We start from the raw sequence: 12,355 nt of genomic DNA on the forward strand, positions 1-12,355 counted from the left end.
CAGAGAAGTTACGAACAAGCCAAACCCGGCACGCTCAAATCGGCCAGATCCGGGCTAAGGTGAAGCAGATGAAGGCTCTCGTGCTGTCCGGTGGCGCCGGTACGCGCTTGAGGCCGATCACGCACACTTCGGCCAAACAGCTCGTGCCGGTGGCGAACAAGGCCGTGCTTTTCTACGGGCTGGAATCCATCGCGTCGGCCGGCATCACCGACGTCGGCCTCATCGTCGGTGACACCGCCGCGGAGATCCAGGACGCCGTCGGCGACGGCACCAAGTTCGGCCTGGAGATCACCTACATACCCCAGGAACGCCCGCTGGGGCTGGCCCACGCCGTCCTCCTCGCCCGCGACTACCTCGGCGACGACGACTTCGTGATGTACCTCGGCGACAACTTCATCGTCGGCGGAATCACCGAACTCGTCGAGGAGTTCCGCGGCAACCGCCCCGACGCCCAGATCCTGCTCACCCGCGTCCAGGACCCGCGCTCCTTCGGCGTCGCCGAACTCGACGACCGCGGCCAGGTCATCGGCCTGGAGGAGAAACCCCGGCACCCCAAGAGCGACCTCGCCCTGGTCGGCGTCTACCTGTTCACGCCCGCGATCCACGACGCGGTCCGCGCCGTCACACCGTCCTGGCGCGGCGAGTTGGAGATCACCCACGCCATCCAGCACCTGATCGACGCCCGCGCCGACGTGCGCTGCACGGTCATCAAGGGCTACTGGAAGGACACCGGGAACGTCGCCGACATGCTGGAGGTGAACCGGACCGTCCTGGAGGGCCTCGCGCGCCGCATAGACGGCGACGTCGACGACGCCTCGGAGACCGTCGGCCGGGTCGTCGTCGAGGAGGGGGCGCGCATCGTCAACTCCCGTATCGTCGGCCCCGCCGTCGTCGGCTCCGGCACGGTCGTCGCGGACTCCTACGTCGGCCCCTTCACCTCCATCGCGGAGAACTGCCGTATCACCGACAGCGAGTTGGAGTTCTCGATCGTGCTGCGGGACGCCTCGATCGACGGCGTGGGCCGGATCGAGTCCTCGCTCATCGGGCGTCATGTCGAGGTCACCCCGGCGCCCAGTGTCCCCAGCGCCCACCGCCTCGTCCTCGGAGACCACAGCAAGGTGCAGATCCACACATGAACCTCCTCGTCACCGGCGCCGCCGGCTTCATCGGCTCGACCTACGTCCGCACCCTGCTCGCCCGCGACGCACCCGGCGCGCCCGAGGCGCCCCGGATCACGGTGCTGGACAAGCTCACCTACGCCGGCACCCTGGACAACCTCGAACTCGGCCATCCCCGGCTGGAGTTCGTACACGGAGACATCCGGGACACCGAACTGGTCGACAAGCTGATGGCCGAGGCCGACCAGGTGGTGCACTTCGCCGCCGAGTCCCACGTGGACCGCTCGATCGACGGCGCCCGCGACTTCGTCCTCACCAACGTGCTCGGCACCCAGACCCTGCTGGACGCGGCCCTGCGCCACGGCGTCGAACCCTTCGTGCACATATCGACCGACGAGGTCTACGGCTCCGTCGAGACCGGCTCGGCAACGGAGCGGGACCCGCTGCGGCCCAGCTCGCCGTACTCCGCCTCCAAGGCATCCTCCGACCTGCTCGCCCTCGCCCACCACCGCACCCACGGCCTGGACGTCCGCGTCACCCGCTGCTCCAACAACTACGGCCCGCACCAGTTCCCCGAGAAGGTCGTCCCGCTGTTCATCACCCACCTCCTCGACGGACAGCGGCTCCCCCTCTATGGCGAGGGCCGCAACGTCCGCGACTGGCTGCACGTCGACGACCACTGCCACGGCGTCGAACTCGTCCGCACCAAGGGCCGGCCGGGCGAGATCTACAACATCGGCGGCGGCACCGAGCTGAGCAACAAGGACCTCACCGCCCTGCTGCTGAAGGCATGCGGAGCCGACTGGGACCGGGTGCGGCACGTCGAGGACCGCAAGGGACACGACCTGCGCTACTGCGTCGACTGGACCAAGGCCCGCACCGAACTCGGCTACCGGCCCCGCCACGACTTCGCCTCGGGTCTCGCCGCCACCGTCGCCTGGTACCGCGACCACCGCGCCTGGTGGGAACCCCTCAAGCGCCGCGTGGCTGAGGAGCGGGGATGAGGTGGCTGGTCACCGGCGCGGGCGGCATGCTCGGCCGCGACCTGGTCGAGGAACTCCTCACCCGCGGCGAGCAGGTGACCGGCCTCGGCCACGCCGACCTCGACATCACCGGCCCCGAGGCCATCGACCGCGCCCTCGCCGCCCACCACCCCGACGTGGTCGTCAACTGCGCCGCCTACACGGCCGTCGACGCCGCCGAGACGGACGAGGAACGCGCCCTGCGCATCAACGGCGACGGCCCCCGCCTCCTCGCCCGGGCCTGCGCCGCGCACGCGGCCCGCCTGATCCACGTCTCCACCGACTACGTCTTCGCCGGAGACGCCCGACGGCCCTACGCGGAGGACGATCCCCCCGCCCCCCGCACCGCCTACGGCCGCACCAAACTCGCCGGCGAGCGGGCCGTCCTGACCGAACTCCCGGCCGCGAGCGCGATCGTGCGCACCGCCTGGCTCCACGGCGCGCACGGCCGCAACTTCGTCCGCACGATGATCGCGCTCGAGGCCCGCCGGGCCACCCTCGACGTCGTCGACGACCAGCGCGGCCAGCCCACCTGGAGCGCCGACCTCGCCGCGACGATCGCCGACCTCGCCCCGCGCGTCGGCGTCGACGCGACCGGCGTCCTGCACGCCACCAACTCCGGTGAGGCCACCTGGTACGACCTGGCCCGCGAGGTGTTCCGGCTCCTCGGCGCCGACCCCGACCGGGTGCGCCCCGTCCCCAGCGAGGCATCCCCCCGGCCCGCGCCCCGCCCCGCGTACAGCGTCCTCGCGCACGAGCGCGGGCGGCGGCTCGGCCTCGCGCCCCCGCGTGACTGGCGCACCGCCCTGCACGAGGCACTGCCCCTGATCCGCAAGGAGACCCTGCGTGAAACGCCATGAGTTCCTGAAGGAACTGCACAAGGTCAGCGGGAACCGCAACTACCTGGAGATCGGCGTCAACGACGGCCGCAGCCTCAGACTGTCCCGCGTCCCCACCATCGCCGTCGACCCCGCCTTCAAGGTGGTCACGGAGATCCGCTGCGACGTCCACCTGGTCAAGGCCACCAGCGACGACTTCTTCGCCCGCGACAACCCGCTCGTCCACCTCAGGGGCGGCCGCCACCCGCTGCGCAACCTGCGCCGCGGCCGCGGCCCGCTCGGGCACTGGCGGCGTACCGTCCTCGACCTGTCGTTCATCGACGGCATGCACCTGTTCGAGTACGCGCTGCGCGACTTCATGAACATCGAGCGGCACTCCGACTGGGCCAGCGTCATCGTCTTCGACGACATGCTGCCGCGCACCGTCGACGAGGCGGCCCGCGACCGGCACACCGACGCCTGGACCGGTGACGTCTACAAGATCGCCGAGATCCTCGGGCGCCACCGCCCCGACCTGGTGACCGTGCTCGTCGACACCAGGCCCACGGGGCAGCTCGTCGTCTTCGGTGCCGACCCCCGCAACACGGTGCTGCGGGACCGGTACGAGGAGATCGTTGCCGAGTACGAGGTGCCCGATCCGCAGAAGGTGCCCGAGACGATCCTCGACCGGGCGGGGGCGGTGACGCCGCAGGCGCTGCTCGGGGCGAGTTTCTGGCGGCCGCTGGCGCGGGCCCGCAAGCTGGGTGTCGGGCGGTCGCGGGGGTGGGAGCCGCTGCGGAAGGCGGTCGAAGGAGTGGTCGGCGGCCGGCTGTAGGGCCGCGCCGGGTCGTCGTCGTGCGCATGTCGAAACGGCCCCGCCGCTCAGTGCGTCGCCGAGCGGCTTCCGGTGCGCGACCGGTCGTAGTGGGCCCTGCAGGTCTCGTACGACGGGAGCAGGGCCGCCTGTCGTGCCTCGGCCAGCGACGGGGCCCGCGCGTCCTTCGGTGACAGCACCGGCGTGATGTGCTCCGGCCAGGCGATGCCCAACTCCGGGTCGAGGGCGTGCACCCCGTGCTCGCGCGCCGGCGCGTACCCCGTCGAGCACAGGTAGACGACTGTGGCGTCGTCGGTGAGGGCCATGAAGGCGTGCCCCAGTCCTTCCGCGAGGAACACCGCGTGCCGGGTCGAGTCGTCCAGACGCAGGGCCTCCCAGCGCGTGAAGGTGGGGGAGCCGACGCGGAGGTCGATCACCACGTCGAGGACGGCGCCGCGCACACAGGTCACGTACTTGGCCTGCCCGGGCGGCACGTCGGAGAAGTGCACGCCCCGCAGCACGCCCCGGCGGGAGACCGAGCAGTTGGCCTGCGCCAGGGACAGGTCGTAGCCCGTGGCCTCACGGAACTCCGCGCCCCGGTACCACTCGTGGAAGCTGCCCCGGTCGTCCGGGAACACCTTGGGCTCCAGCACCCAGGCGCCTTCGACCCCGAGGGACCGCATCCCGTCACCTCCTCCGGGCCCGGAGCCGGGTCGCCGTCCGTCCCAGAACCGTGCCGAGCCCGCGCCGTGCCCTGCGGACGAAGCGTCGTAGCGCCCCGGAGCCGGGAGGCCGCACCACCCGCACGCCACCGGCCCCGGCACGCAGGGCGAACGGCAGCGCGAGGAAACGCGGACCTGGCGTGCCGAGCGCCGCCCGCCAGGTCGCTCCCCTCAGCTCACCGAGCGGCAACACGGTCTGCAACAGCGCCCCGGAGCCGTGCGGCGCCAGGGTGGCGGGCACGTCGTGGGCGGTGCCGGACGAGGTGAGGCGGAGCGACACCCGGGCGCCGTCCTCGGGGGCGTGGAGGGGCAGGGGTGCGCGCAGCAGGTCACCCGCGAGCGTGACGTCGTCCGGTGCGAGGGCGCCCAGACCGAGGCGGTGGGTCGCGCGGTCGACGTCGAGGGCGAGGTTCGCGTGCGGTGACGTCCAGTACGGCAGGACCACGTGGCCGCCGACCACACCGGCGCGCGGGGCCGGGCGGTTCGTGCGCGGGGCGGGGCCGAGGCGGCACTCCTTGGTCCAGCCGCCCAGCTTGACGCGGACCCAGGCGTCCCACACGCCGTCGCGCGTGAGGGTGGCGGGATCCACGGCGGCGCTCGCGCGCAGCACCAGCCGGACCCGGCCGTCGTCCCCGGCCGGCACCTTCTCCCGAGTGAACTCCACCGGCTGGAAGTACTGGGCGGCGCTGGCACGCTCGCGCAGCAGCAGATCGGCGGTGGCCCCGCCGAACCGGGCGACGGTGTCGGCGCCCACCCAGGCGATGGCCGCCCGCAGGTCCTCGGGCGGGCCGTCGGGTGTCGTACGGGCCGTGTCGGCGGCGAAGGTCATCGGCTCACCGGCGGTGGTGTACTCGGCGGTGAAGCCGACCCGCAGCGTGCCGTCCTGCCACGCCACGCCCGCGGGGACCGCCGTGAGGGCGACACCGGCCTCCCACTCGGCGAAGGCCTCGACGTCGTCGTACCGGTCCGCCGCGATCAGCGCCGCCACCACCCGCTGCGTCGGCTGGAGCCCGGCCGCGACACCGGGCCCGAAGCGCTCCACGACGACCTGGTGGATCTCCTCGAACAGTTCCCGGCGATAGTCCGCCGGCATGGCCAGCAGCCGCCGCCCGCGCAGCCGCTCGACCATCTCCACCCGCAGCCAGCGCCGAAAGAGCCGGTCGCGCGGGGAGCCCGGCTCGGTGTACCGCTCGACGACGTCCAGGGCCTCGCGGAGGTTCTTGAAGTAGCCGCCCGGGTCGAAGCGCTGGAAACCGGCGTTCGAGGCGTCGTCCCGGCGGACGTGGTAGTAGCAGACGTAGTCGCTGAGCACCGAGACGTTGCCCGCGCGCAGGTACGCCTCCGCGACGAAGACGTGGTCCTCCAGCCGGCGTCTGCCCTCGGGGAAGCGCAGGCCGATGTCGTCGAGGAAGGCACGGCGGAACATCTTGTGCGGGGTGAGGCTGTCGATCAGCGGCGCGTTCTCGACGGTGGCGCGCGGGTGGTTGCGGCGGAACAGCTCCACCGGCACCCCGCGGCCCTTGCCGGCCATCTTGCCGACGACCACATCGGCGGCGTTGGCCACGCCGTAGTCGTACATCCGCTCAAGGGCTTCGTCGCCGAGGTGGTCGTCGTTGTCCACGAACATCACGTACTCGCCGCGGGCGGCGGCGATGCCGACGTTGCGGGGCTTGCCCGACCAGCCGGAGTTCTCCTGGTGGAGGACGGTCACCCGGGGATCCGCGGCGGCGAGCGCGTCGAGCCGGGCCGGCGTGTCGTCGGTGGAACCGTCGTCGACGAAGATCACTTCGTAGGTGTCCGGAGGCAGCGACTGTCCGAGCAGCGAGGCGATGCATTCCTCGATGTACGCCCCGGGGTTGTACACGGGGACGACGACGCTGACCTTGACGGGCATCGGCTCCGAGCTCCCTGGGTTCGCTGTGCGTTTGCGGCAGGTTATGGTGCTCGTGGCCAAATCCTAACCCTGCCACCGGTTTTGTCCACAGATCAATCACACCGCGTCCGTGCCCGGCCGACCTCGGCCGAAGTCCTCTTTCACGGGTAGCCTGACGGTGTGCGCCTGCTGCTGACGAGCGACACTCACCTGCCCAAACGCGCCAAGGAGCTGCCCGCCCCGCTCCTCGCCGAACTCCCGCGCGCCGACGTCGTGTTCCACGCCGGGGACTGGGTCGACGTGGCCACGCTCGACCTGCTGGAGAGCCGCTGCGCCCGGCTGGTCGCCGTCCACGGCAACAACGACGGACCGGATCTGCGCGCCCGCCTCCCCGAGGTGGCGTACGCCGAGCTCGACGGCCTGCGTTTCGGCGTGGTCCACGAGACCGGGCCCGCCCAGGGCCGCGAGGCGCGGTGCGCCGCCCGCTTCCCCGACCTCGACGTCCTGGTCTTCGGCCACAGCCACATCCCCTGGGACACCACCGCCCCCACCGGCCTGCGCCTGCTGAACCCCGGTTCCCCGACCGACCGCCGACGCCGGCCCCACTGCACCTACATGACCGCCACCGTCACCGAGGGCAGCCTCACGGACGTGCGGCTGCACCGGCTGCCGCCGCGCTGACGGTGGTTTCGGTACCCCTCGGTGCCACCCCGGCCTTCACCGAGCCGGTTTCACCGCGATCACGCTCTCCGCGGATGGATGGCGCCGACGGTCGCCGTCAGCGGGGCGCCGCTGCCGCCCCAGCGCAGTGCGACGATCTCGGCGGCGACGGACACGGCCACCTCCTCGGGCGTACGGGCGCCCAGGTCGAGCCCGACCGGTGAGCGCAGCCGGGCCAACTCGCCCTCGGTGAGCCCGGATCCGGCCAGCCGCCGCATCCGGTCGTCGTGGGTACGGCGGCTGCCCATCGCCCCGATGTACGCGGCGGGCCGGCGCAGCGCCTCCTCCAGCAGCGGCACGTCGAACTTCGGGTCGTGGGTGAGTACGCAGATCACCGTGCGCTCGTCCGTGTCGGTGCCGCGCAGATAGCGGTGCGGCCACTCCACGACGACCTCCACACCCTCCGGGAAGCGTTTCGGCGTGGCGAAGACCGGGCGGGCGTCACACACCGTGACCCGGTAGCCGAGGAAGTCGCCGATGCGGGCGACCGCGGCCGCGTAGTCGATGGCACCGAAGACCAGCATGCGGGGCGGCGGTGCGAAGGAGTGCAGGAAGACGGTGACCGCGTCCTCGCGGCGCTCGCCGTGCGCCCCGTAGTGCCTGAGTCCCGTGGCGCCGAGGGCGAGCTCACCGCGCGCGTCGGCGGTGACCGCCGCGTCCAGGCCGGATGTGCCGAGCGTGCCGGCGACCCGGTCCGGCCACACCGCCAGCGTGGCTCCGCGCGGCGCGGGTCCGTCGGTCACCGTCGCCACGGTCACCGGACGGCCCGCCGCGACCGACTCCGCGACCTCCCCGAACGACGGGTCGCTCGCGGGCGTCACGGGCCGCACCAGCAGGGTGATCTCGCCGCCGCAGGTGAGCCCGACCGCGAAGGCGTCCTCGTCGCTGTACCCGAAGGTCTCCAGCCGCGCCTCGCCGCTCGCCACCACGTCCCGCGCGAGCTCGAAGACGGCCCCCTCGACACAGCCGCCGGAGACGCTGCCCACGACTTCCTCGCCCGGACCCACCGCCATCGCGGCACCGGGGTCGCGCGGCGCGCTGCGGCTCGTGGCGACGACAGTGGCGAGCCCGAACGGCGTCCGGGCCGCGTACCAGCCGCCGATCACCGGGAGAATGTCCCGCATCTTCGTGGGTACCTCCTGATCTTCGTGGGTACCTCCTGGCGAGGCTAACAGCCGGGCCCCTGACCTGCATTTCTCCCGTTCCCCTTCCCCGCGTCGAACCCGGCGTCGACGAACCGGGTTTGATGAAAACGATTGTCATGTATGTTCAGTGCGTCCGGGGACCATCAAGGAAGAAGCGAGGGCATCGATGCTGCGCTCACCGTCGAGATTCGTCCGGAGCTGCACAGCGGCGGCGATAGTGGGGTCGGTCCTGGCCGGATGCGGTGCCTCCACCGAACCCGCGAGCCGGCGGAGCGCCGCCGCCGAGGCCGGGCCGAAGACCGACGTCACCGTCGAACCCATCAAGGCCGCGCGGGAGGTGACGGACGCGAACGGCGTCAAGATCTCCCTGAAGAAGGAACCGAAGCGCATCGTCTGCCTCTTCGCGCTCTGCGACGACATCCTGACCGAACTGGGCATCGTCCCCACGGCGACGAACAGCGCACTCCTCGCCCACCCCGACTTCCTGGGCGAGGCGAAGGCCAGGGAAGTCGACGTCGTGCCCGGCGGCTTCATCGCTCCCGAGGTGGAGGCGATCCTCTCCCACAAGCCCGACCTCGTCATCGGCCTGGAGGACACCCACGGCAAGCTCGCTCCGGCGCTGAAGGGCGCGACCACGTTCTGGCCCATGCAGCCGGAGACCTGGCAGGACAGCGTGGGCTACCTGCGTGACGCCGCCGCGCTCACCGGCCGTACCGCCGAAGGCGAGAAGGCCGAGAAGACCTTCCGCACCAAGCTCGCCGAGGCCGAGCAGGCCAGGAGCGACAAGACCGCGCTCGTCATCTACGGCAGTGACGAGAACTTCGGCGTCGCGACCCCGGAGGCGGACGTGGCCGCCAGCCTCTTCCCCAAGCTGGCCGACTACCCCTGGAAGTCGCGGGGCGTGGAGGGGAGTTACAGCCTTGAGGAGATCCTCGCGGCGGACGTCGACGTGATCTTCTCCGAGACGATCAGCTTCGGCGAGACGGACGGCAAGCTGTCGCAGAAGCTGGCCGAGAACCCGCTGTGGGGGAAGATCCCGGCCGTGCGGAACGGTGACGTCCACGAGGTGAACGCCGAGGTGTGGGCCAAGGGACGTGGCACCCGCTCGCTCGGGATAGTCCTCGACGAGGCCACGGCCGCGCTGCGGTGAGCGCACCCCCCGCGACCGAGGGCGCAGCGGGTGACATGACCACGCGTGGGCGGAGGGCCATGCTGTCCGCACGGCCGTGGCAACTCCCCGTCCTGGTCACGCTCCTGGCCGTCGCCTCCGGCTGCGCGCTCAGCCTGGGTACACCGTATGTGCCGCTGCACCAGCTGCCCGGTGCGCTGCGGGACGGCGACACCACCCTCGCCGGGATCGTCGTCACCGAACTCCGCCTGCCCCGGCTGGTGCTGGCGTTGGTCGCCGGTGCCTGCCTGGGTGCCGCGGGCCTCGTGCTGCAGGAGGCGCTGCGCAATGCCCTGGCCATCCCCGAGATGCTGGGTGTGTCGTCAGGAGCCGCGTTCGGGGTCGCCGCACCGCTGGTGCTGGCGGTGACCATCCCCGCCGGCGTCCAGCCGCTGCTGGCGATCGGCGGGGCCGTGCTCGGCGGCGGACTCACCCTGCTCGCGGCCGGGGCGGGACGCAGCCCGTCCGCCGTGCTGCTCACCGGGGCGGCGGTCGCCGCCGCGTTGCAGGCCGCGCTGCTGGTGCTCATGGTGATGGCCGACCAGCTCGACCTCCAGCTGATCTACCGGTACCTGCTCGGCTCACTCTCCGCCCGCACCTGGGACGACGTCATCGGCCTGTGGCCCTGGCTGTTCGTCGCGGCACCCGCCCTCGTGCTGTGCGCGCCGGTGCTGGCGGTGCTGCGGTTGGGGGACGAGGACGCCGAGGCACTGGGCGTGCGCGCGCGGCGGGCCCGGTTCGCCGCGCTGGCGATCGCGATCGTACTGATCGCGCCCGTGACGGCCGTGTGCGGGCCGGTGGCATGGGTCGGCTTCCTCGCCCCGCACCTGGCACGGCGGCTCAACCCGGCCGCGGACGCGGTGCGTTGGCTGCCCTGGTCGGCGGCGTGGGGCGCGGTCGTGGTGGCCGTCGCCGACGTCCCGGCCCGGCTCGCCCTGGCGCCCGTCGAGACGCCGGTCGGCGCCTGGACGGCCCTGCTCGGCGTGCCTGCCGGGGTCGCCCTGCTCCGGTCGGCCAACCGGAGGCGGGCGGCGCCGCGGCGAGCGACGGGTCCGGACTCAGGGTGCGTGCCCGGAGGGGCATCGGGAGTGGGGGAAGCTGGATGAAACGGCGTTTCTGGGCGCTCGCCGCGCTCATTGTCGGGTGCGCGTGCACCGAATTGCTGGCGGGGCGAGGCATGTCCCCGGCCGTGGTCTGGGACGTACTCGGCGGAAACGGCGATGCGACGGAACGGCACATCTTCTTCCAACTCCGGCTGCCCCGGCTGCTGGTGGCCCTCGGCGCGGGAGCGTGTCTGGGCGTCGCGGGCCTGGTCCTCCAGTCCGCGCTGCGCAATCCCCTCGCCGGACCCGAGGTCACGGGTGTGACGCCGGGCGCCGTGCTGGGCGCCGTCACCGCGACCGGCCTCGGCCTCGCGGGGTGGCAGTCGCCCCTCGCCGTGGTCGTCGCCGCGTGCGTGGGCGGCTGCACCGGGGCCGCGTTGCTGTGGCTGCTCGCCGGCCGTGGCCGGGGCGACCCGGCGCAGACCGCCCTGCACGGAGTCCTCGTGTCGGCGGTGCTCGGCGGACTCACCGCCATGGTGCTGCTCGTCGCGCCGGGCGAGTTGGGCAGCGTCGTCCAGTGGCTCGTCGGCACGACGGAGGGCCGAGTCTGGCAGCACTGGCACCTGCTGTGGCCCTGGGCGCTGACCTGGGGCGCTGCGGCATGGCTGCTCGCCGGGCCGCTGACCCTGCTGCGCTGCGGGGACGAACTCGCCACCGCGGCAGGGCTGTCCACCGGACGCGCCCGGTCCCTCGGCCTGCTCTGCGCGGTGGCGCTGACGGCGGGTGCGGTGGCCGCCGTCGGGGCGCTGGGGTTCGTCGGGCTGCTCGTACCGCATGTCGCCGTGGCCCTGTTCGGGGCGGACCTGCGGCTGTCGCTGCCCGGTGCCGCCCTGGTGGGGGCTGCCGTGGTGTGCGGGTCGGACGCGGCGGCACAGCTGCTGTCACGGCTGCTGGCGGTCGCGTGGGACTTCGGCCGGCTCACCTTGCCGGTCGGGGCACTCACCACGTGCCTCGGAGCCGCGTTGCTGCTGGTCGTCGTGCGTCGCGCGCCGAGCCGTACGTTCTGATGTCGACGGAGGAAAGCATGACCGAGCCCGTGGGGATCCGCGTGGAGGGGGTCCGCTTCGGCTACCCCGACCGGCCCGTGCTGCGCGGCGTCGAGATGGCCGTCGCGCCGGGTGAGCTGACCGCCCTCATCGGGCTCAACGGCTGCGGCAAGTCAACTCTGCTGCGGCTGGCAGCCGGCCTGCTGCGGCCGGACGAGGGGCGCGTGCTGCTCGGCGGGGACGACCTCGCTCACCTGTCCCGGCGCGCCACCGCCCGGCGGGTCGCGCTGCTGCACCAATCGGCCCCCGCCGTCCCCGGAATGACGGTGCGTCAACTCGTCCGGCAGGGGCGGTACGCGGCCCGAGGCCCGCTCGGCATGCTGCGCGAGGGCGACGACCCCGTGGTGCGGCGTGCCCTGCGCGACGTCGGCGTGGCGGAGTGGGCCGAGCGCGAAGTCGACGCGCTGTCCGGGGGCGAGCGGCAACGGGTGCGGCTCGCGATGGCACTCGCCCAGGACACCCGCGTCCTGCTGCTCGACGAGCCGACCACCTACCTGGACCTGCACCACCAGCTCGACGTGCTGCAGACCGTGGTGCGGTTGCGCGAGGAGCGCGGTCTCACCGTCGTGATGGTCCTGCACGACCTGGCGCACGCCGCCCGCTTCGCCGAGCGGATCGTGGCGCTGCGGGACGGCCGCGTGGTGGCCGACGGGGCACCGAAGGAGGTCGTCACGCCCGGGCTGCTGGCGGACGTCCTCCAGGTGGCGGGCCGGGTCGGTCAGGATCCCGAAGGCGGTTGGCCGGTGTGTTACCCGGATCGTCCCCTGCCAGGAATCACCGAGGATGAGTGACAGGGTCCACGGCCC

Annotated in this window: 12 protein-coding genes; 9 read left to right on the forward strand and 3 right to left on the reverse strand. The window is 72.6% G+C overall.

The features are described from left to right. Positions 1-68 precede the first annotated feature (68 nt). The 4 genes from ABZ078_RS17700 to ABZ078_RS17715 are packed head-to-tail and all read left to right on the forward strand — an operon-like array spanning position 69 to position 3,793. On the forward strand, positions 69-1,136 hold the full coding sequence (locus ABZ078_RS17700; RefSeq protein WP_356576174.1) for a glucose-1-phosphate thymidylyltransferase: 1,068 nt from the start codon (positions 69-71) through the stop codon (positions 1,134-1,136). After that, complete coding sequence (gene rfbB / locus ABZ078_RS17705; protein ID WP_356576176.1) at positions 1,133-2,122, forward strand: dTDP-glucose 4,6-dehydratase; 990 nt, start codon at positions 1,133-1,135, stop codon at positions 2,120-2,122. The genes ABZ078_RS17700 and rfbB overlap by 4 nt, the downstream gene beginning before the upstream one ends. Beyond that, positions 2,119-3,000, forward strand: a complete 882-nt coding sequence (gene rfbD, locus ABZ078_RS17710; protein ID WP_356576178.1) for a dTDP-4-dehydrorhamnose reductase — start codon at positions 2,119-2,121, stop codon at positions 2,998-3,000. Before rfbB ends, rfbD begins: the two co-directional genes overlap by 4 nt. Beyond that, a complete protein-coding gene (locus ABZ078_RS17715) occupies positions 2,987-3,793 on the forward strand; it encodes a class I SAM-dependent methyltransferase (protein WP_356576180.1) in 807 nt (268 codons plus the stop codon). Before rfbD ends, ABZ078_RS17715 begins: the two co-directional genes overlap by 14 nt. A 47-nt stretch (positions 3,794-3,840) precedes the next feature. Here the strand turns inward: ABZ078_RS17715 and rfbC are convergent, their stop codons facing one another. After that, a complete protein-coding gene (rfbC, locus tag ABZ078_RS17720; RefSeq protein WP_356576182.1) occupies positions 3,841-4,455 on the reverse strand; it encodes a dTDP-4-dehydrorhamnose 3,5-epimerase in 615 nt (204 codons plus the stop codon). A 4-nt stretch (positions 4,456-4,459) separates the two neighbouring features. After that, entirely contained in the window at positions 4,460-6,388 is a 1,929-nt protein-coding gene (locus ABZ078_RS17725; RefSeq protein ID WP_356576184.1) for a glycosyltransferase family A protein, read from the reverse strand. A gap of 159 nt (positions 6,389-6,547) precedes the next feature. On the opposite strand from ABZ078_RS17725, the gene ABZ078_RS17730 reads away from it, so the two are divergent. Continuing rightward, complete coding sequence (locus tag ABZ078_RS17730; RefSeq protein WP_356576186.1) at positions 6,548-7,048, forward strand: metallophosphoesterase; 501 nt, start codon at positions 6,548-6,550, stop codon at positions 7,046-7,048. A 59-nt stretch (positions 7,049-7,107) separates the two neighbouring features. Here the strand turns inward: ABZ078_RS17730 and ABZ078_RS17735 are convergent, their stop codons facing one another. Further along, positions 7,108-8,211, reverse strand: coding sequence for an XdhC/CoxI family protein (locus ABZ078_RS17735; RefSeq protein ID WP_356576188.1), 1,104 nt, complete (start codon positions 8,209-8,211; stop codon positions 7,108-7,110). 187 nt (positions 8,212-8,398) lie between these two features. Here ABZ078_RS17735 and ABZ078_RS17740 point away from each other — a divergent pair, with 187 nt between their 5' ends. The 4 genes from ABZ078_RS17740 to ABZ078_RS17755 are packed head-to-tail and all read left to right on the forward strand — an operon-like array spanning position 8,399 to position 12,340. Beyond that, positions 8,399-9,382 (forward strand): ABC transporter substrate-binding protein, encoded by a 984-nt coding sequence (locus ABZ078_RS17740; RefSeq protein WP_356576190.1) that lies wholly within the window; start codon positions 8,399-8,401, stop codon positions 9,380-9,382. 59 nt (positions 9,383-9,441) lie between these two features. Continuing rightward, positions 9,442-10,506, forward strand: coding sequence for an iron ABC transporter permease (locus tag ABZ078_RS17745; protein WP_356576230.1), 1,065 nt, complete (start codon positions 9,442-9,444; stop codon positions 10,504-10,506). Continuing rightward, positions 10,503-11,510, forward strand: coding sequence for an iron ABC transporter permease (locus ABZ078_RS17750; RefSeq protein ID WP_356576192.1), 1,008 nt, complete (start codon positions 10,503-10,505; stop codon positions 11,508-11,510). Before ABZ078_RS17745 ends, ABZ078_RS17750 begins: the two co-directional genes overlap by 4 nt. A 17-nt stretch (positions 11,511-11,527) precedes the next feature. Further along, positions 11,528-12,340, forward strand: coding sequence for an ABC transporter ATP-binding protein (locus tag ABZ078_RS17755; protein ID WP_356576194.1), 813 nt, complete (start codon positions 11,528-11,530; stop codon positions 12,338-12,340). Positions 12,341-12,355 lie beyond the last annotated feature (15 nt).

This window comes from Streptomyces sp. NPDC006385, from assembly GCF_040612485.1.
Lineage (GTDB): Bacteria > Actinomycetota > Actinomycetes > Streptomycetales > Streptomycetaceae > Streptomyces.